This window comes from Paraflavitalea pollutisoli, from assembly GCF_029360705.1.
Taxonomy (GTDB): Bacteria; Bacteroidota; Bacteroidia; order Chitinophagales; family Chitinophagaceae; genus Paraflavitalea; species Paraflavitalea pollutisoli.
This window is the reverse complement of the sequence record NZ_JARKMX010000002.1, coordinates 534950-560053: the sequence shown is the minus strand read 5'-3', so window position 1 is coordinate 560053 and position 25104 is coordinate 534950. Positions and strand designations below refer to the sequence as shown.

Annotated in this window: 15 protein-coding genes; 13 read left to right on the top strand and 2 right to left on the bottom strand. The window is 50.9% G+C overall.

The window, feature by feature from the left end:
• Nucleotides 1–31 precede the first annotated feature (31 nt).
• Nucleotides 32–607: an adenylate kinase gene (locus P2W70_RS07045; RefSeq protein WP_276480732.1), complete on the bottom strand. Its 576-nt coding sequence runs from the start codon at nt 605–607 to the stop codon at nt 32–34.
• Nucleotides 608–811: 204 nt separating this feature from the next.
• Here P2W70_RS07045 and msrB point away from each other — a divergent pair, with 204 nt between their 5' ends.
• The gene (msrB, locus tag P2W70_RS07040) at nt 812–1402 is read left to right on the top strand and encodes a peptide-methionine (R)-S-oxide reductase MsrB (protein WP_276480731.1); all 591 of its coding nucleotides are present in this window, start codon (nt 812–814) and stop codon (nt 1400–1402) included.
• 98 nt (nt 1403–1500) lie between these two features.
• Here the strand turns inward: msrB and P2W70_RS07035 are convergent, their stop codons facing one another.
• Nucleotides 1501–1623 (bottom strand): hypothetical protein, encoded by a 123-nt coding sequence (locus P2W70_RS07035; protein WP_276480730.1) that lies wholly within the window; start codon nt 1621–1623, stop codon nt 1501–1503.
• A 530-nt stretch (nt 1624–2153) separates the two neighbouring features.
• Between P2W70_RS07035 and P2W70_RS07030 the strand changes: the two genes are divergently transcribed.
• The 12 genes from P2W70_RS07030 (at nt 2154) to P2W70_RS06975 (ending at nt 24955) form a co-directional block, all read left to right on the top strand.
• The gene (locus P2W70_RS07030; protein WP_276480729.1) at nt 2154–5189 is read left to right on the top strand and encodes a SusC/RagA family TonB-linked outer membrane protein; all 3036 of its coding nucleotides are present in this window, start codon (nt 2154–2156) and stop codon (nt 5187–5189) included.
• A gap of 19 nt (nt 5190–5208) precedes the next feature.
• Nucleotides 5209–6591, top strand: coding sequence for a RagB/SusD family nutrient uptake outer membrane protein (locus P2W70_RS07025; RefSeq protein ID WP_276480728.1), 1383 nt, complete (start codon nt 5209–5211; stop codon nt 6589–6591).
• Nucleotides 6592–6613: 22 nt separating this feature from the next.
• Nucleotides 6614–7114, top strand: coding sequence for a DUF5004 domain-containing protein (locus tag P2W70_RS07020; protein ID WP_276480727.1), 501 nt, complete (start codon nt 6614–6616; stop codon nt 7112–7114).
• Nucleotides 7115–7132: 18 nt separating this feature from the next.
• Nucleotides 7133–7927, top strand: a complete 795-nt coding sequence (locus P2W70_RS07015) for a hypothetical protein (RefSeq protein ID WP_276480726.1) — start codon at nt 7133–7135, stop codon at nt 7925–7927.
• 33 nt (nt 7928–7960) lie between these two features.
• The gene (locus tag P2W70_RS07010; protein ID WP_276480725.1) at nt 7961–9778 is read left to right on the top strand and encodes a SusE domain-containing protein; all 1818 of its coding nucleotides are present in this window, start codon (nt 7961–7963) and stop codon (nt 9776–9778) included.
• 160 nt (nt 9779–9938) lie between these two features.
• The gene (locus P2W70_RS07005; protein WP_276480724.1) at nt 9939–12833 is read left to right on the top strand and encodes an alpha-amylase family glycosyl hydrolase; all 2895 of its coding nucleotides are present in this window, start codon (nt 9939–9941) and stop codon (nt 12831–12833) included.
• A gap of 26 nt (nt 12834–12859) precedes the next feature.
• Nucleotides 12860–13585 carry an NUDIX hydrolase gene (locus tag P2W70_RS07000; protein ID WP_276480723.1) on the top strand — a complete coding sequence of 242 codons (726 nt, stop codon included), beginning with the start codon at nt 12860–12862 and terminating at the stop codon, nt 13583–13585.
• A 412-nt stretch (nt 13586–13997) separates the two neighbouring features.
• Nucleotides 13998–16988: a SusC/RagA family TonB-linked outer membrane protein gene (locus tag P2W70_RS06995; RefSeq protein WP_276480722.1), complete on the top strand. Its 2991-nt coding sequence runs from the start codon at nt 13998–14000 to the stop codon at nt 16986–16988.
• Nucleotides 16989–17000: 12 nt separating this feature from the next.
• The gene (locus tag P2W70_RS06990) at nt 17001–18512 is read left to right on the top strand and encodes a RagB/SusD family nutrient uptake outer membrane protein (protein ID WP_276480721.1); all 1512 of its coding nucleotides are present in this window, start codon (nt 17001–17003) and stop codon (nt 18510–18512) included.
• Nucleotides 18513–18567: 55 nt separating this feature from the next.
• Complete coding sequence (locus P2W70_RS06985; protein WP_276480720.1) at nt 18568–21882, top strand: VCBS repeat-containing protein; 3315 nt, start codon at nt 18568–18570, stop codon at nt 21880–21882.
• Between the two features lie 73 nt (nt 21883–21955).
• On the top strand, nt 21956–22981 hold the full coding sequence (locus P2W70_RS06980) for a tetratricopeptide repeat protein (RefSeq protein WP_276480719.1): 1026 nt from the start codon (nt 21956–21958) through the stop codon (nt 22979–22981).
• A gap of 165 nt (nt 22982–23146) precedes the next feature.
• Entirely contained in the window at nt 23147–24955 is a 1809-nt protein-coding gene (locus P2W70_RS06975) for an AMP-dependent synthetase/ligase (protein WP_276480718.1), read from the top strand.
• The last annotated feature ends 149 nt before the right edge of the window (nt 24956–25104 follow it).

Below are 25104 nucleotides of genomic sequence, written 5' to 3'. Positions count from 1 at the left end.
TATCGATTGGTCGACCGGGGGCGACCAATACTTATTTACGGGAGTCGATCTGCCTGCAAAGCGACTGGAAGATCTCATCGATCGTTCCTACGCCTTTTACATACACCACTTTACCAACACCGGCATAATGTCCGGCAACGGGAGCGGTCTTGTTCTCGTATTCTACGAGACGGGCGCGGATCACATTGGGATCGGAGTCATCGCTGCGGCCGGAGCTTTGGCCACGGATCTGGATCCGCTTTACCAGTTCTTCCTGGTCTACTTCCAAAGCCAACACGATGGAGATGCCGGAATTTTTGCTGGCCAGCAGGTTGTCCAGGGCTTCCGCTTGGGCCACCGTACGGGGGAAACCATCAAATAAGAAACCTTTGGCGGCGGGATTGGCTTCCAGGGCGGAGTTGATCATGCCGATCACTACTGCATCCGGAACCAGTTGTCCTTTGTCCATAAAGCTTTTTGCTTCCAGGCCCAGTTTGGTCTGATTAGCAATCTCTTTACGCAGCAAATCACCTGTACTGAGGTGGAGAAGGCCATATTTATCAATAAGTTTCTCCGACTGCGTACCCTTACCGCTACCGGGAGGGCCAAATAAAATAAGATTGAACATGTTTGACTTACTTCACTTAATGAATGGACAAATATAAAGGAAGACCTTTAAAAATCCTTTAACAACCTTATGATTCTGGTTAAAAAACGGTGAGAAAATCACCCCTTCCTTAGTAGAAAAGAAAATGTTAAGTTGTGAGCCGGTCCACGCGCCGGCCAATCCCCAACGAACCCTTGTTACGTAGTTTTGTTATAATAGGTACATATGAAACTATACATCCGTTATATCTGCATCGCATTACTGGCAACCCTTTTGCAGCAATGCTCCTATTCGCAGACACCAGCCCCGAAAAAAGAAGCTATGAATAATAATACCAAAAAAGACTCCACCAATCCCGTCTATTCCCGGACAGACTCGTCAAAAGTGGCCCTGACCGACGCGGAATGGAAGAAAGTACTACCCGAAGACGTATACTATATTGCCCGTATGAAGGGTACCGAACGTCCCGGCACCAGTGCCTTTGAGCATTCAAAGGAAGTAGGCACGTACTACTGTGCAGCCTGCGGCAACCCGCTGTTCAAAAGTGACACGAAATTTGAAAGTGGTTGCGGATGGCCCAGTTTCTACCAGCCGATCAGCAAAACCAGCATCATCTACCTGCCCGACAATTCGCACGGCATGACCCGCACCGAAGTCGAATGCGGACGCTGCAAGGCGCACCTGGGGCACGTATTTGAAGATGGTCCACCGCCCACAGGTCTCCGCTATTGCATCAATGGCGTAGTGCTCGATTTCGAAAAAGCAAAAGATGCTGAAACGAAATACAACGAGCAGCACAAGAAGAGCGAAGAATAAAATAAAGGAATAGGATTCAAGTAGAGAGCAGCCCCCGGGGTTGCTCTTTTTTTATGCCTGCACCCGCCAAATCTGGTGCGCTATCACTACTTGGGGCCTCACCCACCCACTTTGTTCTCAGCCAGGTCAGGTATGCTATCGCTATTTTTTTGAGGGCCAGACCTGGCAACGATGTCTTCAGCAAACCAGGCTTCCATTTCGATGGCGCTTTGACCAGCCATGAACCTGTTTTCCGCACCTTGTATAGCATACCCCTTCAAGGGACCTGGACTGCTACCAAATTGCCTATTATCAGTTAATAACAAATATATAATTTCAGCATGTGTGATTTACTGCCGAGCTCATGCCGAGGTCCTGCCGAGCTGGTGCCGGGTCTCAGATTGGGTGTAGATCCGGTCGCGATCCGCTGGTTATAGTCTGAACACTGTCTGTACCCTTTCACGTACCTGCCTGGAGTACGCCCCTTAGAAGACCATGTTTAGGCAATATCAAGGCAAGTGGGTGAAAGGGTGCCGGCCATCCCGCGAGACATGGGGCCGTTTTCTGACAGGCGAACACCACAACCTGCTCATAATGATCGCCCAACGGGCTTTTTGGCGATCTCACCTGTCTTTGCGAGGTATTAAAATTTTAAGACAAGCTTAATATTATTTGGTAGTGTGTATCATGAACACATTATATTTGTGTAGCAGATACACATTATTTACACACCTAAACGAAAGCTTGTATTATGATGCCGAAACGATCGCTTGTGGGGATCCTTATGCTCCTCCTGTGCATACCCGTTTTCAGCTGGGCACAGAGCAAAACCGTTACCGGTAAGATTACCGATGCCAGCAATGGCTCGCCGGTACCCGGTGCCTCGGTTACCGTTAAAGGTTCCAAAGCAGGAACATCTACTAAAGCAGACGGCAGTTTCTCCCTCGCCGTTCCTTCCTCCACCACCACTTTAACTATTTCCGGCGTAGGCTTCGAATCACAGGATGTCGCCATCGCGGCCGACGTGATCCTCGTCGCACTTAAATCTACCTCCGCCAACCTCAATGAGGTCGTGGTGATCGGCTACGGCACCCAACGTCGTAAAGATGTGACCGGCGCCATTACCAAAGTGTCGGCTGAAAAACTCACTTCCATCGCAGCGCCTTCGTTTGAAGCGGCCCTGCAGGGAAAGGCGCCCGGCGTGCAGGTTATACAAGGTAGCGGCCTGGCCGGTTCCGGCTCGGTGATCCGCATCCGCGGTATCGCCTCCATCAGTGCCGGCGCCGATCCACTCTATGTGATCGACGGCATACCGGTGATAGCCGATGCATTCCTCCGCAGCAACAGCGGCGGTATGAACCAGAATCCCCTCGCCTCCCTCAACCCCAACGACATCGAATCGATCGAGATACTGAAAGATGCGGCAGCTGCCGGAATCTACGGTAGCCGCGGTTCGAATGGGGTCATCCTCATTACCACCAAGCGGGGTAAGAACGGACAGCCTACGTTCAACTACAACAATAAGATTGGTATCTCTACCTACGCCAACAAACCCGACTTTGTCAGCGGCCAGGAGTGGTTGCAATTGCGCCAGGAAGCCTGGGAGAATGACGGCAACACAGGCAAAGCCCCCCTGCCCGGTGGCCTTACCTGGGAGCAGGCGCAAAAGAACAATACCAATTGGTGGGATGAGCTCACCCGCACCGGTTTCATCAACGAACACAGTCTAAGCATGACGCAGGGCAACAAGTTCGTCAAGAGTTTTATCGGTGCCACCTACGGAGAAAACCAAAGCTACCTGAAGAACAACAGCTACACCCGCTACGGCCTTCGTACCAACTTCGACTTTACCATCACCCCCAAGTTCAAGGCCACCCTCAGTGCAGCCTACAACCGGGGTATCAATAAAAGGGTTCCTGCAGCCTGGGCCGGTGGCCTGGGTGATGCGATGAGCACGGCCCTGCCCATTTACCCCATCTACAACGACGACAAGACCTGGTTTACCGGTGGTGCGAATCCGGTTCGTCGCTTGAATGAAACCGTCTGGAGAAATACCGACAACCGCCTGATCGGTGGTTTGATGCTCGATTATGAAGTGATCAAGAACCTGAACGTGCGCGTGAATGGATCGTACGATTACCTGACCGGCATCGACGATCAGTGGGAGTCTTCCAACTGGATCAACGACAATAGCAAACCCGGTATCGCCAAACGTTCTCCTTACCGCGGCAGAAACTGGGTGGCTTCTGCAACAGCTACCTACAACTGGACCCTGAATGACGATCACCGCTTTACCTTCCTCGCGGGTACCGAATTCCAGGAAAAGAGCTTTGTGAACCGCGTATACGTTGAAAAGAACAGCGACCGTCCTTTCTATAAGAACAAGTCACTGTACGATCACGCGCTTGATTCCATCAAGCAAACCGGTACACCGCTTACAGGGCCCGATTACAATGCAGAAACATTTGCCAGCGTATTTGGACGAGTAAACTATATCTACAAAGAGCGCTATGCCCTGCAAGCCTCTATTCGTCGTGACGGGTCCTCCAAATTCGGTCCCAATAAAAAATACGGTGTATTCCCCACGGTATCCGCCGGCTGGACCATCAGCCAGGAAGATTTCATGAAGGATATTCGCTTCATCAACTTCCTGAAACTGCGCGCCAGCTACGGTCTCACCGGTAACTCTGGATTCCCCTCCGGCCAATACTATTCCATGTATTTCGCCGGCACCAACCAATACAATGGTGGCGCGACGCTTTATCCGAGCAACGTAGCCAACCCCGATCTGCATTGGGAAGAGACCGCCAACACCGATTTTGCGATCGAGTTTGCGGCCCTCAACAACAGGCTGACAGGTGAAGTAGCATACTACCATAAGAAAACTACCGACCTGTTGCTGAATACTGCGGTATCTCCTTCTACCAGCTTTGGTAGCGGCTACCGCAACATCGAGGGCAGCGAGATACTGAACCAGGGTATCGAGTTCAGCGCGAACTACAAAGTCATCAACAACAAAGAAGTTACTTTCAGCGTGGGTGGTAACATCGCCAAGAACTATAACGAGCTCGTGAGCCTGGGTGGTTTGAGTGCCGATGCCGCCGGCGGTGGTAGCAACGATACCCGTGTGGTAGAAGGATATCCGATCGGTACCAACTACCTCGTGCGTTATTATGGTGTAGATCCCAATGACGGCTTGCCGATCTGGTATGATAAAACCGGTAAGCTCACCAAAACCTTCAGCCTCGACAACCGTATGCCGGTAGGCTCAGTGGTACCCGACTTTATCGGTGGCTTCAACCACAACCTGACCTATAAAGGATTTGAATTTTCCAGCTTGTGGGTATTCACCATCGGTGGTAATATCTACGACGGTTCTGGCAAAAGACAGGCAGGGGTGATCACTGATTGGGTGATCCGTAAAGACCAGCTTGATCGTTGGAGAGAGCCAGGCGATGTGACCAAGTATCCCCGCCTCACCATGAATACCGGCACCTATGCAGGATTGAGCAGCGAATGGCAATACAACAGCACCATGTTTCTGTACGACGCGTCTTACCTGCGTCTGCGTGAACTGTCGCTGGGTTATCGCTTCAGCGCCAAAACGCTTACCAACCTTCACCTCAAAGGAGCCCGCGTATTTATCACTGGTATGAACCTGCTCACCTTCTCCAAGTATCCTGGTGGTGATCCGGAAATTGCCCGAGACTTTGAGAATCCCACCGACCGCAACCTCAGTCCCAACATTACCTACCTCACCCCGCCGCAACAGAAATCATGGGTGATAGGGATCAATGTTAATTTCTAATTCATAAATGCTCGACACAATGAAAAAAGCGATCTATATAGCGTTGTTGGGATGCGCGGTCATGACAGCCACCTCCTGTAATAAATTTCTCGACAGAAAGCCGGAAGGCGCCCTGACCGAAGAAGAGGCGATAAAGAATGACGCCGACCTGCAGGCCCTCTTAAACGGATCTTATTCAGACTACAGCAATAAAGTACAAAACGGTAAATATACCTGGATCGAAGACCTGCTCGGCGACCAGGCCAATGGTTCTCTGTATACGGGTGATGATGGGGAGATTTTCAAACGTAAAACCTCCATCTTCGGCGACTATAAGAACGGGATGTACACCGATCTGTATCGCCCGGCCTATGTTGGCAACAATGTACTCGCCAATATCGAAAAAGCCACTACTTCCCGCAACAGCATCGAAGGACAGGCTTATTTCCTCCGTGCCTTATCACATTTCGACGCCGTGCGCATGTGGGCACAACCCTGGGGTTTTACGGCCGATAACAGTCATCCTGGCATTGTACTGCGTCTTCAAACAGCCATCACACCTGGCGAACGCAATACCGTGAAGGAAGTCTATGAGTCGATCATTGCCGATCTCAAAAAGGCCGATGACCTGTTGGGCGACCAGGTAACGCTGGGCTCTCCCAGCAAGTGGGCAGCCAAAGCCTATCTGGCCCGTGTATATTTCTTGCAGAATGATTTTGCGAACGCCTTCACGTATGCTGATCAGGTGATCAAGAGCAACAAGTTTCAATATGATGCCTCCTATGCCAACCGGTTCTCGATCGGCCTGTCGAAGGAGATCATCTTTGGCTTCAAGTTCATTGACAACAACCTGTATCCCGGTTCTGAACTCCGGAACCGTTACCGCAGTGATGTAGGATTTAGCGCACAGGGCCGGTTCCACATTACGGATATCTTTTACACGGCAGCCACTACGGCGGGCGATGTACGCGGCACGGCCTGGTACAGCAAAACACTGGTGCCTGGTTACAATGTGTTGACCAAATACAACAAGAACAACTTCGATATGCCGCTGATCGGCTTTACCGAGATCAAGTTGATTCGTGCTGAAGCAGGCGCTGAAACAGGCGCCGCCAACCTGGCAACGGCCATCACGGATATCAACGAGATTCTGACCCGCGCTTATGGAGGCACCTCCAAAAACCTTGCGACCAATGCGGTAGTGGCTACCGTGATCAGCACTACCCGCCGGGAGCGTGAGTTGGAACTGATTGGCGAAGGCAACCGTATCCAGGAGATCAAACGCATCGGTGCCCGCTCGGGTACGAATGTGGATCGCCGTGGAGGTCGCTGGAACTGTCCTGGCCTCGCGTTGCAATTCCCCATCAGCGAACAGGCTGCCAATGCATCCTTTAAGATGAATACAGAAGGTGGTTGCGATTAATAAACACATTCAACCTAATAACATGCGATCAACATATTTGCTCTCGATATTGCTTCTCGCTGTGCTGGCCATGAATGGCTGCCGGCCCGAAGGCTTTGCGCCGCTCGGCGATACAAACGATAACCTCACCGCCATTGCCGGCGTGTGGAAACTGACGAAGGTTACGCAAACCGATTTCGAATCACAACGCAAGGGCTTCCCTTATGCGGTAGAGGACATCACCACGCTGTTTGCCTACAGCACCCTGCAAATGACGCTGAATGCGACTGCAGGAGCGCCCGGCAACTTTACCATCAACAATGATACGGCGCCGCCCATCACCAGTATCACTTCCGGTACCTGGAGCATCGATGATCCCAAGGCACCCAAGACCATCACCCTCAAGAGTGGTGCGGTCACGGAGATCATGACGCTGGGAGGATACCCCAACAGTGTGAATCAAACACTGAAGGTGAAAGTGACCCGCAGTGACGCCGCTACCAATAAGGTGCTCATTGTGTATGATTATGAATTTTCCCGCTAACCCTTCAATGCAGCAATTATGAAAAAGTTATTGATTATAGCACTCATGATATTGACCGGCCGCATGGTGCAGGCGCAGGAGTTCACCAACTTCACCATCAGCCCCGCCACTTTCTCGGCAGAAGATGAGATCACCATCACCTTCGATTTCACCGGTACCAACCTGGCCGGCGAAACCGATCTGTATATCTGGACCTGGGCCAACAAAGACGCCGTTGGTTTTCCGGGCAAAGACGGTAGCACCAATACGGAATGGGGCAATTCACCGGCAGCCGCCAAACTGACCCCGGTAGAAGCCACGCCCAATAAGTTTACCTACAAGATGACGGGTACCACCATGTATGGTCTGGCACCCGGCCAGCTCAAACATTTTCAGTTCCTCGCTAAAACAAAGAGTGGCAGCAAGCAGTCGCCCGATAGTAAGAAGAATGTATTCGATCCGCTGGTGTTTGTGCCGAGCATGCTGCGTTTGTTCCCGGCCCGCGTAGGACAAAATGATGTGGTATCGCTCTACTTCCACCAGGACCTTGCCACCACGCCCAATGAGCAGCGTATGCAGCCAACGACGGTCACTATAGAAGTATTTGACAATACCGGCGCCGCTGCTGGTCAGCCAGTGACACTCCCTGTAAAAAATGCAGGTACTAAACTATGGAAGGCCTATTTCATCCCTACCCGTTCCTATACGCCTGGCGCCGGTAAGAAATTTACCCGCTTTACGTACAAGTTCAATGGCACGGTACAGGATGCCAACAACCAACCCGTCACCGTAAGCACCAATGTGGTGGAAGTGACATTAGCAGACATGAAATAGCCTTCACTCTAAACATTAATAATGATGTTGCGTATGAAAAAGATATTGGTTCCTGCTTTGCTGGCGATCGCCGCTTTGGCAGGATGTCAGAAAACGGATTTCGACGAAACGGTGACCGGCGAATCCCTGGGCACCTTCACGCTGAATGCTCCCGTGGCCGATGCGGTGGTTGCGCTCAATGCGGCAACGCCCGGCTCAACCGTGGAAATCAGCTGGTCGGCCGCCAAACCCGGCGTAGACGTACTGCCCACCTACAAATGGGTGGCTGCCCTGAAAACGAATGGCACGCTCGAAACGCCCTTGCTGGAGATCGCCTCCAACAACAGCGGTAAGGATGCAAAACTCACCCTTACCCACAAACAACTCGACGACGCCCTGAAAGGCAAAGGCATTGCAGACGGCGCCAAAACGGATCTTATCTGGAGCGTGAAAGCCGACAATGGTTCTACCAACCTGTTGGCTACAGAAACCAGGAATATTTCCATCACCCGCATGAAAGATGGTGCCACAGCATTCATTTTGCTGGGCCCCGCTACCAGCGGTGATGTAACGGCCATCGATCCCAATAGCACTTCCCAAACGATGAAATTCAACTGGACCAAATCCAAACCCGCTACGGGTGGTCCGGCCATGAAGTATAAAGTACTGTTTGCAGAAAGGAAAGTGGATGCCACAGGCGCGGTGATCGCCGTTGATTGGACGAAGCCGCTGATAGCGGTAGACGCAGACAACAGTGGAGCCGATTCTGTAGCCAATATTACTTACAAGGCCATCGGCGATTCGCTCACGAAGAAAGGGTTTACCAACCAGGAGCAGCCGGTAGACCTGCTGTGGACCGTAGTCGCTACTTCCGGTAGCTGGAGCCAGTATGCCGAATACGTAAACCAGGTCGTGATCCTGCGTGAGATCAAGGTATTTATCGTGGGAAGCGCTACCCCTGCAGGCTGGACCATTGAAAATGCCTCGCGCCTGATCCCCGATCCAAGGTTCCCCGGCACTTTCTTCACCTACGTCAACCTTACCGGCGGTGGAGAATTCAAATTCGTGAATGGTCAGCAATGGCCACCCGCACCGGGTATCATCGATTGGGGCCAGGATCCCAATGGCGCAGCCGGCACGATCACCGACAATGGCGAGTCGAATATTGCGGTAGCTACCTCGGGTGTTTACCGGGTAACGTTCGACTATTCGAATAAGAAATATTATGTGCAAACAGCAGCCAGTGGTGGTATCGGTGGACTGGGCATCGTTGGTGCCTTCCAGACACCGGGCTGGACACCCGCCAGCAATGTTCGCATGAGCAGCCTGGCACCGAACAAGCTCATCGTCTTCCAGACGATGTCGGCCAATGATGAATTTAAATTCCACGACGGCAGCGAATGGGACAATGGCGCCAATAACAAGGCCCGTTGGTTTGGCCCCGAAACAGAAGGCGGCAGCAAACTGATCGTAGACGGCGGTGGTGCCAAGAATGTGAAGTGGACAGGCACAGCCGGTCTGGTGCGCGTGATCTTTGATGGCACAGATGTAAAGAACCTCACCTATAACCTGAGCGCTGCTACCGAAATGCGCATCGTGGGTAACGGCATGGCGGGTGTGCCCGACTGGGATCCAGGCAACTCACCCAAGATGACCTACCTCGGCAATGGCAAGTGGGAACTTTCGCTCAATCTGGTAGGTGGCAAGGAAATCAAATTCCTGGCTGGCAATGCCTGGGGTGCGTTCGACTACGAAGATGCAGGCAGTGGCAAGATCAGGTATGATGGCAGCACCAACTTCAGTACTCCGGCCACCAGCGGCACTTATAAGGTGACGCTCGATGAGCTGAACGGTACGGTCGTTATTCAATAGACTACAACGTTAAAACATGGGGCTGACCAAAAAAGGTTCATGAAGACCAGGAGGATCATGTAAACGATCGCTTGTCTCCATCGCCTACCCGAGAATGGGTACCCTTTTTAGTCAGCCCCATTTCCCGCCCACCCTTTTGAGAATGATAAAACGATTGCCGATGAGGTTATTTGTACTTACCCTGATGATGGTGGCGTACTGTGCAACAGCCAGTGCCCAATTGTTGACCACCGCGCCTGCTTTTCCTACCGATAATGCAGGGGTTACCATCACGGTCGATTGTAGTAAAGGTAACCAGGGGCTGCTCAACTATGCCAACACCAACGATGTCTACGTGCACATCGGGTTGATCACGAGCCAAAGCAGCAACAATGGCGATTGGCGGTATGCAAAGTTTACCTGGGGTACGGCAGACGCCGCAGCCAAAGCCACCTGGATAGCTACCAACAAATACCAGTACACCATCGGCAATATCCGCAGCTTCTTCAATGTGCCAGCAGGCGAAACCATTCGCCGCATCGCGATCCTGTTCAGGAGTGGTAATGGAAATGTGGTACAGCGCATCAGCGATCAAAGCGTCGACAACGGCAATATGTACATCACGGTGTACGACAATATCCTGACCGGTAAATTTGCTGCACCGGCCATGGATCCCCGGTTTGTACCGGTGCCAGAACCGATCACCAAAGTGCAGGGAGAAAACATCGACATCACTTATTTATCCAACAAGTCGGCCGATCTTACTGTGTTCTTCAACGGCACAGCGATAGCCACTGCCACCGGCAATACGACCGTGCAGGCCACTCCGGCGATCACGGTTGCCGGCAACCAGCAGGTCGTTGGCCGTGTTACCGATGGCAGCACGACCCATTCGGATACCATCAACTTTTTCGCAGCCCCGACCGTCAATGTACAGCCGCTGCCGGCTGGTGTGCGTGACGGCATCAATTATGAACAGGGCGATACGTCGGCCATCCTGGTACTGTACGCGCCCGGCAAAAACAAGGTATCGATCATTGGAGACTTCAACAACTGGACCGAGTCGGTCAACTTTCAATGCAACAAAACACCGGATGGGCTGCGTTTCTGGAAACGGATCACGGGCCTTACGCCGGGTACGGAATATGGATATCAGTACGTGGTCGACAACAGCCTGAAAATTCCTGATGCTTATACGCAAAAGGTGCTCGATCCCAACAATGATCAGTACATCACAGCAACGACCTATCCCAACCTGAAGCCTTACCCCACGGGGAAAACGACCGGCATTGTCAGTGTACTGCAGACGGCCAAACCAACCTATGCCTGGCAGACCACCAATTTCGCACGGCCCGACAAACGCAACCTGTTGATCTATGAGTTGCTGTTGCGCGATTTTGTTGGCAACCACGACTGGAAGACCTTGAAGGATACCCTCGGCTACCTCAAGCGGCTTGGAATCAACGCCATTGAGCTGATGCCCTTCAATGAATTTGAAGGCAACCTCAGCTGGGGCTACAATACTTCCTTCTATTTTGCGCCTGATAAATATTATGGTCCGGCCAATGATCTCAAAGCGCTCATCGACGAATGTCACAAACAAGGTATGGCGGTGATCATGGATATGGTGCTCAACCATTCCTTCGGACAGTCGCCCATGGTGCAGCTCTACTTCGATGCTGCCAAAGGACAACCTACGGCACAAAACCCCTGGTTCAATACCGCAGCCAAACACCCGTTCAACGTGGGCTACGATTTCAACCACGAAAGCGCCGCCACGCAATACTTTGTGAGCCGGGTGGTAGAATACTGGCTGCAGGAATACAAGCTCGATGGTTTCCGGTTCGACCTGTCGAAAGGCTTCACCCAAAAAGCCTCCTGTGATGCCAATGGAGAAAATTGCAACCAGGCGAGCTGGGATGCCTATGATGCCAGCCGGATAGCCATCTGGAAAAAATACTATGATACCCTGCAAGCGAAGTCGGCAGGCAGTTATGTGATACTCGAACACCTTGGGGTGAACGACGAAGAGAAAGAACTGGCTGCTTATGGTATGATGCTTTGGGGTAATATGAACCATGCCTTCAACGAAGCTACCATGGGATGGGTAGGCACGTCCGATTTCAAAGGGGCGATCCACAGGGAGCGGGGATGGGCGCAGCCCAACCTGGTAGCCTATATGGAAAGCCATGATGAAGAAAGGCTCCAATACAAAAATGGGCAATTTGGCAATGCTTCGGGTGGCTATAGCACCAAAGATCCCGTGACAGGTCTGCAACGCAATGCGATGGCGGCTGCCTTCTACTTCTCCATTCCTGGTCCTAAAATGATCTGGCAGTTTGGAGAACTGGGGTACGACTACTCCATTAATTATTGCGAGAATGGTACCATCGACAACAGTTGCCGTACCAATCCCAAACCGGTGCGCTGGGATTACCAGCAGAGTGCCGACCGAAAGAAGCTGCATGACATCTACAGTGTCATGCTGGCTTTGCGGAAGCATCCATCGTATAGAAACGGATTTGTTACCGATCGCATCACCTGGGATCTTTCCGGCGCCTTCAAATGGTTGAAGCTGACTACTGATACGTCTAATATACTGGTCGTTGGAAATTTCGATGTAAACGGAGTTACGGGCAATGTTAGTTTTCAAAATGCCGGTACCTGGTATGACTACCTGACGGGGCAAACCATCAATGCAACGGGTGCTGCACAAAGCATTTCCTTGCAACCCGGCGAGTATCACGTATATTTGAACCGAAACATCACGAATATTCTTACCCCCGTAACCGATCTGGACAACCAGCGTAAGAATACACGGCTAAGTATATTTCCCAATCCGGTCTCGTCGAACTCTACTATTGAATATGAACTACCGCTCAATACGGAAGTCACCTTATCCTTGCTGAATATAAGCGGACAACAGCTTGCCAGCTACCGTGCTGGTTTTAAGCCACAGGGTGTCCATCAACTGCCTTTGCAGACACTCGATGCCGTCGGTCTTGCTAAAGGTCTTTATTTCGTTCGAATGCAATATGGAAACAACAGCATAGTAAAGAAAATCATCATTAATTAAGCCTTAACGATCATAACACCAAGATTATGGGGAACGCCTTGCAGAAAACGATACAGCAGTTGAAGTCTGACAATAGGGAATTCTTCCACATGGCCCTTTCCGTAGATTGCGTGATCTTCGGTTTCGACGATAATGAACTCAAAGTATTACTGATCAAATCGGATCTCGAAGAGTTTCATGACGAGTGGTCGCTGTTGGGTGACCTGGTCATGCCCAACGAGAATCTCGATAGTGCCTCTTACCGAGTTCTGAAGGACCGCACGGGCCTCGACGATGTGTTTCTCGAGCAGGTGTATACTTTCGGAGATGTGAACCGCCACCCGGCCGGCCGGGTAATAACTACCGCCTGGTACTCGCTTATCAATATTAAAGATCACCAGCTGTCGCTGGCCCACAATGAACTTCACTGGCATCCGGTGAATGAGATCAGCACCCTCGCCTTCGACCACAAAAAGATATTGGATACCTGCCTGAAGCAATTGCAGTCGAAGATCGATGAACATCCCATCGTATTCAATTTACTGCCGGAGAAATTCTCTCTGCGGGAATTGCAAAGCCTGTATGAGTCCATCCACGGCACCAAGCTCGACCGCCGTAACTTCAGGAAGAAGTTTTTCCTGATGGACTGGCTGATTGACGTAAATGAGTTGGAGCAGGATGTTCCCCATCGTCCTGGTAAACTATACCGATTCAATGCCGACAGGTTTTCCGACGGTAAGAAGGAGAACGTACAGGAAGCACAACTCCATTAACGACCATTAATGATGGACCGTATTATATAAGGTATGCCTGCCAGTCGGCAGGCATACTTCGTTATTGGAGCCCCACAGCTGGGCAACTCCTTCGCTGGCAATGCGTTGAATAAGGTAAATCACTAACGGATACCCTAAGGGTAGGGTGTTAGTGCCAGCTAAGGGCTTTCCTTTACCACAAACTTTTTTTTAGGCCGCACCAGGCCTGCGTTTCAGGACATTCAATCACGCATAGTTGATTGATTGATATATTCTTGTCGAGAAAAAGGGCATAGTAAAAATAGCAATACGCCATCCTGTACAGTGATGAAACTGGTGTTAATTTTTTGGTAATACCAGGCCATTGCTTTAAATTGTGTATAAGCTACACGTTCACTTATTCCGCCATTTTATAACTACCTAACTGATTGCTATGACAGCAAAACGATTGCTTGCGTCATCAACCTTGCTATTGATGGCCCTATGCATACATATTGCCAGTTTCGCCCAGGAAAAGATCGTTGTAGGAAAAGTGACAGACTCAAAAGATCAATCGCCCGTTGTTGGCGCATCAGTAGTCCCTAAAGGATCTACACGAGGAACATCCACCGGTTCCGATGGCACCTTTCGAATCAGCATTACAGGCGCCGTAAACACCTTAGTCATTTCCACGGTAGGCTACGCTACACAGGAAGTCGACATCACCGACAAATTACAGGTCAATGTATCGCTCGAAGCGAACAATGCCACGCTCAACGAGATTGTGGTCATCGGCTATGGCGGTACCGTTAGGCGTAAGGACGCCACCGGTGCCGTAGCTTCTGTAAAAGCCAAAGACTTTAACCAGGGCGTACAGATCTCTCCCGATCAATTGATCCAGGGTAAAGTGGCCGGTGTACAGATCCTTAACAACAGCGGCCAGCCTGGTGGCGGTACCACGGTGAAGATCCGCGGTAACTCAACCATCCGGGCGGGCAGTAACCCGTTGTATGTAGTAGATGGCGTACCATTGGATGGCCGATCTGCCCGACCCGGTGGCTCAGGTGCCGGTATCGGAACATCGCCGGCTGCGAATCCGCTCAACTTTATCAACTCCAATGACATTGCGTCGATCGATGTATTAAAAGACGCCTCCGCGACCGCCATCTACGGTTCGCGCGGTGCCTACGGTGTGGTCATCATCAATACCAAAAAAGGGGAGTCGGGACCAACGAAGGCGTATTTCAACACTTTTTTTGGTATGAGTAAATTGATCAAACAGTTGAAAGTACTGGATGGTAATGAGTACCGCAAAGCGTTAACGGACTACGGACTGACCAGCGGTGATTTCGGCGGCAACGTCGATGCGATGGATGCTGTGTTGCGGACGGCCTATACCCAGAGTTACGATATGAGTATCAGTGGTGGCACGGAAAATTCCCGCTATCGCATGGGCGCCGGTTACCTCGATCAGGAAGGTATCGTACGCAAATCAGGATTTAAGAAATACTCTACCAACATTGCCGGTGGTTTCAAGTTCCTTGAAAGCAAAGCTATTGGTATCGACTACAACCTGATAGCCGCGCAAACAGTAGAAGCTATTGCGCCCGTGTCCAATGATGCAGGCTTTACAGGCAGTGTGATCGGTCAGGCACTTCAGTGGAATCCTACCATGCCGCTGGTAGTGAAGAAAGCGAATGGACAGGATTCATTAAACGTACTGCGTGGCTCAACGACCGTCAATCCACTGGCGATGTCGGAAGCGTACGACGACAACTCGAAGGTAACTACCGTGCTGGGAAGCATTTCTCCTTATGTGAAGTTGTTCAAAGACCTCGAGTACAGGATGCTGTTCAGTATCAACTACAGCACCGGTATCCGTCGTGCACAGATTGCTTCCTTCATCAACCTGGAGAATATCGTTGACCGTGGTGTAGCCTATACCGGCAGCAATGAGCTGATCACCAAACAGTGGACCAACACGCTGAACTATACCAAGAAGCTATCGCCCGATTTTACCCTCGGCGCGCTGGTGGGTTATGAGTACATGAAGTTCGACTTCAAAGCGAACGACAACAGTGCCAGCGATTTTGGCAACTATGGTATCCCTTACTATAATTACTTCCAGTACAGTTCACAAAGCACCCGTCAGTTGTCTTCTACGGTTGATCCTACTACGGAGCTACAATCTTATTTTGCCCGCGGCAATATCAACTGGAAAGATAAATACCTGCTTACCGCCACGATCCGCGCAGATGGATCTACCAAATTCGGTAAGAACAACCGCTATGGATACTTCCCTTCATTCGCTGTAGCCTGGAATGCCAGCAATGAAGAATTCCTTAAAAATGTAGAGTTCATCAATAACCTGCGGCTCAGGGTTGGCTGGGGTAAAACGGGTACACAGGATGTGCCGGCTGGTTCGGCCCAGGACAGGTACCGGTTTACCGGACCTGGTGCAGTACAACCCGCCAATAGCGCCAATCCCGACCTGAAATGGCAAGCCGATGAGCAAACCAATATCGGTATCGATTTCGCGGTCATGAACAACAGGATCACCGGTTCGGTTGACTATTTCAACAAAAAAACAACGGACCTGCTATATCCTACAATTTCTGCACAGCCTGTGCCACCTGGTGCACCGCCTACCTGGAAGAACCTGCCGGCTGAGATCATCAACAAGGGTGTGGAAGTAACCCTCAATGCCAATCTCGTGCGAACAAAAGATGTATCCTGGGATCTGGGCGTGATCGCTTCCTTTGTCAAAAACAATGTTACCAATCTCGATGTACCAATTCCTACTGGTGCTTTGCACGGACAAGGTATATCAGGTGCTACGGTACAGCAAATTACCAATGACCAGCCAATCAATGTCTTTTATATGTCAAGGTACCTTGGCCTGGATAAAACCACAGGGCTGGCCTTGTATGACGAAGACGGCTATGTTAACTACTACCTGGGTAACCCCAATCCTAAGACGGTGCTGGGTGTTACTATGTCTGCCCGGTACAAGAAACTATCCGGCGTAGTCAACTTCAACGGCGCCTTTGGTCAAAAGGTATACAACAACACAGCCAATACAGTGTTGCCAATCAGCAACCTGAATGGTGGTAGAAATGTTGCCCGGTCACTGATCGGTGGGGAAGTGAAAGAGTCACTCTCCAACCGTATCACGCCTTCTTCCCGGTATATGGAAAATGGCAGCTACCTCAAGCTGGCCAACGCAAGTGTTTCTTATGAGATCGGCAATATCGGCAAGTCATTGAAAGCGCTGACAGTATTTGTGGCCGGTCAGAACCTGTTGGTGATGACCGATTTCACCGGGTTCGATCCGGAAGTCAATACGGATAAGCAGGTAAACGGTGTACCTTCCGTGGGTATCGAGTACACGCCTTACCCTTCTGCCCGTTCCTTCCAGGTCGGTGTTAAATTTTCACTACAATAACAAAAGCATTTTATGAAATATATACGATTGCTCTACGGTATGTCCCTTTCCCTTACGCTGGTTGCCTGCACCCGGCTGGAGGAAAAGCTGAATGGAGAAGTGCCCGGCAGCGCAGTGGGTGGTGGATCCGCCAATACGGCTGCCTTGCTGAAAGGTGTCTATGATGCCATGCGAACCCCCTACCAGGATCAAAGCCGTTTCTGGGCTGCCCAGGAGCATACCTCCGATGAAGCGATCGGACCCACACGCGGTGGCGACTGGGACGATAATGGTGTATGGCGGGTACTGCACGTACACCGCTGGGATGGTAATCACCTCTTCCTGCGCCAGACTTTTGAAGACCTGGGTGGTATCATTTACTCTGCTACAGACTTCCTGCGCTACAATCCATCGGCCGCACAGGCCGCAGAAGCCAGGTTCATCCGCGCTTTCGCTACCTTCTCCATGCTCGATGGATGGAACCAGGTGCCTTACCGCGATCCCGGTACCAGCATTCTCGATGTACCCAAGGTGCGCAAAGGCAGTGAAGCGCTCGATTTCATCATTTCCGAGGTCAATGCGATCATGAACGACCTGCCGGCTGGTCCGGCGTATACGGCCAATAAAGACGCTGCCCGTGTGCTGCTCATGAAATGTTATATCAACAAAGGGGTGATCGCCAACAGAGCAACACCCACCTTTGCAGCGGCAGACATGCAACAGGTGATCACCCTGGCCGACCAGATCATCAACAGTACCAAGTATAAACTGGCTGATAATTACTTTGATAATTTTGCGCCCAACAACGATGCGATCTCTACGGAGAACATTTTTACTGCACAGAATATCGGAGGTTCCAATAGCGGCCCTGTACGCTCCCGCTGGTTCTGTACCTTGCATTACAACAACAACCCCAGTGGCTGGAACGGCTTTACAACGCTGTCTGACTTCTACAATAAGTTCGATGCGGCAGATCTGCGCAGAAGCCAGAGCTACCCTGGTGTCACCAACGTCAGTGGTATCAAGCCCGGATTCCTGGTGGGTCAGCAGTTTGACCAGAATGGCGTCGCGCTGAAGGACCGTGGTGGCCGTCCGCTGGCCTTCACCCCCGAAGTAAAAGCCATCGAGATCGGACAAAACCTGGAAGTGACCGGTATCCGCGTGATCAAATATCCCATCGATTACAATTCAGGCGATAATGCCAACAACGACTATGTTTATTACCGGTATGCCGATGTGTTGATGATGAAAGCCGAAGCGCTGCTGAGAACCAGCAACGCGGCCGCTGCCCTTACCATCGTCAACTCTATCCGTACTAAGCGTGGTATCGCAGCTCTGGCTTCTGTCAGCCTCGATCAGATGCTCGACGAAAGAGGCCGCGAATTCTATTGGGAAGGTATGCGCCGCAATGACCTGATCCGTTTTGGTAAATACCTGCAGCCCTGGCAGGAAAAGCCAACAGACGACCCAAAGAACCTATTGTTCCCCATTCCCAATCAGCAGTTATCGGTCAATCCAAATCTTGCCCAGAATCCTGGGTATTAATGGATAAGTTAGCTAAATTACAGGAGGTCATTCCATCAGGATGACCTCCTGTTTTATGATGAAATGTCAACCAGCTATTGCCTGCCTGCTCATTGCTTTTGTATCCTTTCTGTCCTGTAATCAAAAACAGGAGCAACAGACACTGTTTCAACTAATGAAGGGTACAGGCATCGACTTTGTCAATAAAGTAGAGGATACCCGCGACTTCAATATCTTTTCCTACCGTAACTTCTACAACGGTGGCGGCGTGGCGATCGGCGATATCAACAACGATGGGTTGAGCGATATCTTCTTTACCGCCAATACCGGCGCCAACAAACTGTACCTTAACAAGGGCAACTGGCAGTTTGAAGACATCTCGGCGAAGGCGGGCTTCACCGACAAGAAAAAGTGGAGCACCGGCGTCGTAATGGCCGACGTGAACAACGATGGCTGGCTCGATATCTACGTGTGTAACGCAGGTTACCAGCAGGGCGTAGGGCAGGAGGATGAATTGTTCATCAACAACCACCAACTAGGGTTTGCAGATTCGGCCGCGGCTTACGGACTGGCCGAGAACGACTACACGACCCACTCCTCCTTCTTCGATTATGATCTCGATGGCGACCTCGATCTCTACGTACTCAACAATAGTTTCATTCCTGTCAATACGCTTAACTATGCCAATAGCCGCGACCTGCGTGCAAAAGATTGGCCAGTGGAGAATTTCCTGAAAGGCGGAGGCGACCGTTTGCTGCGCAACGACAATGGTAAGTTTACCGATGTAAGTGCAGAAGCTGGTATTTATGGTAGCCTGATCGGTTTTGGACTGGGCGTCACCGTAGGCGATGTCAACAACGACCACTACCCGGATATCTATATCTCCAACGACTTTTACGAGCGCGACTACCTATACATCAACCATGGTAACGGAACCTTTAAAGAAGAACTGGAAAATTGGACGCAGCACATCAGCCTCTCCTCCATGGGAGCCGATATGGGCGATATCAACAACGACGGTTATCCGGATATCTTCACCACCGATATGCTGCCCGATAATGAATACCGGTTAAAGACCACAGCCTCGTTTGAGAATATTGATGTGAACCGGCTCACCACCAAAAAAGGATTCTACCACCAGTACATGCAAAATGCGTTGCAGGTGAATAATAAGAATGGCAGTTTCCTCGAAACGGCGCATTACAGCGGTGTTGCTGGCTCAGACTGGAGCTGGGGCGCGCTGATATTCGATGCCGACAATGACGGACTCTCCGATATTTACGTGTGCAATGGTATTTACCGCGATGTTACAGACCAGGATTTTATCGACTTCTTTGCGAATGAGATCGTGCGCAAGATGGCCCTGACAGGCAAGAAAGAACAGATCGATGAGATCGTTTCCAAAATGCCCTCCCGCCCCATCGTCAACAAAGCATTTCGCAATACCGGTAATCTTCGTTTCGACGATGCCGGTGCCAGCTGGGGCATCACCACCCCTTCCTTCTCCAATGGAGCCGCTTACGGCGACCTCGACAATGATGGCGACCTAGATCTGGTCGTGAGCAACGTTAATGACGAAGCTTTCATTTACCGCAACAATAGCCGGGAGCTCGGCAACAGCCACTACATCGGTGTACAACTCAAAGGCAAAGGCAGGAATACGTACGCAGTGGGCAGCACCGTGAAAGTGTACCAGGGTGATCAGGTCATGACCCGCGAAATGATTCCCGCGCGTGGCTTCCAGTCGTCCATCGATTATAAGCTGCTCATCGGCCTGGGCAACAAACCAGTCGATTCGTTGGTCGTCATCTGGCCCGATAGAACCTATACACACATCAACCAACCGGCACGCGATACGGTACACGTGATCAGTCAGCCGGTCGATGGCAAGCGTCTACCCTTGATAGACACGATGTCGGTGCAACCTTTGCTGCAAGTGGCGGATACCAACTTCGACAAACATGAGGAAGATGATTACGTCGACTTTTATTACGAACGCAACGTGCCCATGATGTTATCGCGGGAAGGCCCCAAAGCAGCCACCGGAGATGTAAATGGCGACGACCTGGTAGATATATACATTTGTGGTGCACAGGGTACACCTGGCCAACTGTACCTGCAAACCCGCAATGGCTTCCAAAAGAAACCGGAGAAAACGTTTGAGCAGTTCCAGAATTTTGAGGATGTGGCAGCCCTGTTCTTCGATGCCGACAACGACGGCGACCTGGACCTGATCGTTGGGTCTGGTGGCAACAACCACCCATTGGGTAGCCGGGAAATGCAAAACCGGCTATACCTGAATGACGGGAAAGGAAACTTCACGATCAATACAAAAGCATTGCCGCCCAATGAAGGCAATACTGGCGTATTGGTGGCAGCCGATTTCGATGGCGATGGCGACCAGGACCTTTTCGTAGGTAGCCGGAGTATTCCCGGTAACTATGGTACATCCCCGGTCAGCTACCTGCTGATCAACGATGGCAAAGGACAGTTTACCGATATTGCACCAGCCAGCAATCTCGATATTGCCCATATCGGCCTGGTGACAGGTGCCGTGATGGCCAACCTGACAGGCGATGCAAAACCCGAGCTGGTGATCGTGGGCGAGTGGATGGCGCCACGCATCTTCTCCTGGTCGGGCAATCATTTTGTGGAGGTAAAGAATAGTATGGAGCAGTTATTCGGCTGCTGGCAGTCGGCGGCGGTGACGGATATCGACAACGATGGCGACCTGGACCTCGTGTTGGGTAATATGGGAGAGAACTTTTACCTCCGCCCTGCTGAAAAGGCGCCACAGCGGATATGGATCAACGATTTTGACGGCAATGGCATCACTGATAAGATCATGACCCGTACCATCGATGGAAAAGAGGTGACGGTCTTCATGAAGCGGGACCTCACCGATCAGTTGCCATCCGTTAAGAAACTCACCCTGAAACACGAAGACTTCGCCCAAAAAAGTATCCAGGATCTTTTTGCTCCAGACTTGTTGAAGAAAAGCCAGGTAAAGACTATTAATTATGCCAGTTCCTGCATTGCCTACAACGACGGTAATGGAAAGTTCACGATACAGGCATTGCCTTATACCACCCAGCTATCCTGCATCAACAGCATCCTCTGCACTGACATCGATAAAGATGGTACGGTAGACCTGGTAATGGGGGGCAACTGTTTTGGTTTCCTGCCCCAGTTTGCCAGGATGGATGCTTCTTTTGGGCATGTATTGCTGAATGAGGGAAAGCGATCGTTCCGGGCACTGTCGCCAAAACAATCGGGCCTTAAGCTGAAAGGCGTGATACGGGACATCCGGGAAGTACCAGCCAGGAATGGCCGCTGTTTGCTCGTATTACAAAACGATGAGAAGCCCGTCATGTTGAAAATGAGGCAATAAAGTATTATTCCTGGCATGGTTTTTAACAAAGCACCTGATACCTCCCAATTGAAAAACCCTATCTTTGATTTCTATGAAACATTTGTTCGTTGCTGCTTTGTTGAGCTTAACAGCAGGTACCATCACCGCTCAGGACCAGGATTGGAAAGCCATGCACGAAAAGGCAAAGACCTTTACCCGTGAGGGCGACTACCGCAATGCCATCCTGGTATTGAACAGGGCATTGGAAAAAGAAGGCACTAACCTCGAATTGAAGAAAGATCTGGCATTTGCCCACTACCTCAACCGCGATTATGTGCATGCCCTGGAAGTGGCCAAGCCCCTGCAGGAAGATCCACAGGTAGATGTACAAAGCTTCCAGATACTCGGTATGGTGTACAAGGCGATAGAAGAGGCCAAAGAAGCAGAGAAGATGTACAAAGCCGCGTTGAAAAAATTCCCCAATAGTGGCGTTATCTATAACGAATACGGCGAGATGATGTGGAGCAAGAAAGCGTATTCGGATGCCATCAAATTATGGGAAAAGGGCATCGAGGTCGACCCTACACAATCCGGTAACTATTACAACGCCGCCAAGTATTACTATTTCACGAAGGATAAAGTATGGGGCCTCGTGTACGGAGAGATCTTCGTGAACCTGGAAAGTTACTCCAAACGTACACCCGAGATAAAAATGCTGCTCCTCGACGGATACAAAAAGCTGTTCCTTGATAGCGACATCACCAAGGGACAGGATACGAAGAATGAATTTGTAAATGCCTGGCTGGAGATCATGAAAACACAGGCAGGATATGTGGCCAGCAACGGCATTACTTCCGAGACGCTGTCGGCTGTGCGGACCAAATTCGTGATTGCCTTCCAGGAGCGGTATGTCAGAAGATTCCCTTTCCGCCTGTACGAATACCAGCAGCAACTGTTGAAATCGGGCATGTTCGAAGCCTATAACCAATGGCTTTTTGAAACGGCGACCAATTTGTCGGCCTACGAAAGCTGGACAAAAGCACATGCCGACGAGTACAACCAGTTCAATACTTTCCAGAAGAATCGGGTATTTAAACTGCCTACCGGCCAGTACTACCAGAATCCCTCCAAATTATAGGTATTAACGTCTTCATAATCAATACAAGCTCCGCTTCCACGGGGCTTTTTTTATTAGTACATATTCGTTAATTTGACCCCAGATTGCCAAGGGAAACAACAAGATGGGCACCCGCCTGTTGTACTAGAGGTGGCCCCTTTTACTTTCACATAAACCACGATTGTTATGACCGAGCCCAGGCGCCTTTTCGATTGTATTGATTACCATCTCCAGCGCAAGCCCCTGCCGGACATGTTTGCCGGTAAAGAGAACGGTCAATGGCGGAAATACAGCACACAGGAAATAAGAGAAACCGTAGATACATTGAGCGCAGGATTGCTCAACCTCGGCATTGGCCCCGGGGATATGACGGCAGAAGGACGTGATAAGGTCACGATCATCTGCAAGAACCGGCCCGAATGGTTGATCATCGATATGGCCGTACAGCAGATCGGTGCTGTGCTGACACCCGTGTATCCCACCATCAGCATCAGTGAGCTGGAATTCATCCTGCAGGATGCCCAGGTGAAACTGGTGATCGTCAATGACGAAGACCTTTATCACAAAGTGCAGCATGTAATGCCCAATATACCTTCGTTGAAAGAGATCTACACGATCGAGAAAGTACCTGGTGCCAAACAATGGAAGGAGATACTGCCATTGGCAGATGCCGCGGCGGCCACCAGAGTTCGCTCTATCGCCGATTCGATCCGGTACGAAGACCTCGCCACCATCATCTATACTTCCGGTACTACCGGCAAGCCCAAAGGGGTGATGCTGTCGCACCGCAATATCATGAGCAATGTGATCGATTGTATCCCCTGCTTTCCGCCGGGTAATGATATGCGGGCACTGAGCTTTCTGCCGCTCAACCACGTGTTCGAACGCATGGTGAGCTATATCTACCTGTTCAAAGGAACAGCGATCTACTACGCCGAAAGCCTGGAAACCATCGGCGATAACCTGAAGGAAGTACAGCCTACGATGTTCACCACCGTACCCCGCCTGCTGGAGAAAGTGTATGATAAGATCATGGCCAAAGGCGCAGAACTGAGAGGCATCAAACGCAAACTATTCTTTTGGGCCCATGACCTGGCCACCCGTTTCGAGATCAACAAGAACATGGGCATTGGCTATCGCCTGCAACTGGCGCTGGCCAATAAGATCATATTCAGCAAATGGCGCGAGGCCCTGGGCAACCGGTTGCTTTGCATCGTTACCGGCGGCGCAGCTTGCCAGGTAAGGCTGATCAGGATCTTCACCGCTGCCGGTATACCCATCATGGAAGGGTATGGCCTTACCGAAACCTCACCCGTGATCAGCGTCAACCGCTACCAGGAGAAAGACAGAAAGTTCGGTACAGTAGGTCCACTCATCGATAACATCGAAGTGAAGATTGCCGAAGACGGCGAGATACTCTGCAAGGGCCCCAACATCATGATGGGGTATTACAAGCGTCCTGACCTCACCGCCGAAAGCATTACCGATGGCGGTTGGTACCATACCGGCGATATCGGAATGATCGACGAGGGCAGGTTCCTGAAGATCACCGATCGCAAAAAGGAAATGTTCAAGACCAGTGGTGGTAAATACGTAGCGCCCCTGCCCATCGAGAACAAACTGAAGGAATCACCCTACATCGAACAGATCATGGTGGTAGGTTCCGAGCGCAAGTTTGTGGGCGCCCTGATCGTTCCGTCGCCCAGCAACCTCAAGGATTGGGCACGGCAGCAGGGTATTCAAACCACCAATGTGGCAGAGCTGGTACGCGACCCAAAGGTGATCCGGTTTTATAAAGACCTGGTAGAGAGCTTCAATACCTATTTCAGTCATGTGGAGCAGATCAAGAAGTTTGAATTGCTGCCCGATGAGTGGAGCGTGGAGACCGGCGAAATGACGCCCAAACTGAGTCTCAAACGCAAGGTGATCATGGAGAAGTTTCAGGCGGCCATCGAACGCATTTACCACGATACACGCCAGGAAACAGTCAGTTAATCAACCACATAATATCGTTAAGGGCCCGGAGCACCAGCTTCGGGCCTTTTTGTTGCCAGTCTCCCCTGTTGGTGGGCTGTTGGTTGGGCCTCGTTGGCAGGCTCCTGGTGACTGGCTCGTAGGTTGGCGCGCCCACCGCCCCCCTGGCA

Bases quoted from the DNA above. Each gene is read 5' to 3' on its own strand.
- P2W70_RS07045 (WP_276480732.1), bottom strand. From the start codon at position 607: ATGTTCAATCTTATTTTATTTGGCCCTCCCGGTAGCGGTAAGGGTACG.
- msrB (WP_276480731.1), top strand. From the start codon at position 812: ATGAAACTATACATCCGTTATATCTGCATCGCATTACTGGCAACCCTT.
- P2W70_RS07035 (WP_276480730.1), bottom strand. From the start codon at position 1,623: ATGGCTGGTCAAAGCGCCATCGAAATGGAAGCCTGGTTTGCTGAAGAC.
- P2W70_RS07025 (WP_276480728.1), top strand. From the start codon at position 5,209: ATGAAAAAAGCGATCTATATAGCGTTGTTGGGATGCGCGGTCATGACA.
- P2W70_RS07020 (WP_276480727.1), top strand. From the start codon at position 6,614: ATGCGATCAACATATTTGCTCTCGATATTGCTTCTCGCTGTGCTGGCC.
- P2W70_RS07015 (WP_276480726.1), top strand. From the start codon at position 7,133: ATGAAAAAGTTATTGATTATAGCACTCATGATATTGACCGGCCGCATG.
- P2W70_RS07010 (WP_276480725.1), top strand. From the start codon at position 7,961: ATGAAAAAGATATTGGTTCCTGCTTTGCTGGCGATCGCCGCTTTGGCA.
- P2W70_RS07005 (WP_276480724.1), top strand. From the start codon at position 9,939: ATGAGGTTATTTGTACTTACCCTGATGATGGTGGCGTACTGTGCAACA.
- P2W70_RS07000 (WP_276480723.1), top strand. From the start codon at position 12,860: ATGGGGAACGCCTTGCAGAAAACGATACAGCAGTTGAAGTCTGACAAT.
- P2W70_RS06995 (WP_276480722.1), top strand. From the start codon at position 13,998: ATGACAGCAAAACGATTGCTTGCGTCATCAACCTTGCTATTGATGGCC.
- P2W70_RS06990 (WP_276480721.1), top strand. From the start codon at position 17,001: ATGAAATATATACGATTGCTCTACGGTATGTCCCTTTCCCTTACGCTG.
- P2W70_RS06985 (WP_276480720.1), top strand. From the start codon at position 18,568: ATGATGAAATGTCAACCAGCTATTGCCTGCCTGCTCATTGCTTTTGTA.
- P2W70_RS06980 (WP_276480719.1), top strand. From the start codon at position 21,956: ATGAAACATTTGTTCGTTGCTGCTTTGTTGAGCTTAACAGCAGGTACC.
- P2W70_RS06975 (WP_276480718.1), top strand. From the start codon at position 23,147: ATGACCGAGCCCAGGCGCCTTTTCGATTGTATTGATTACCATCTCCAG.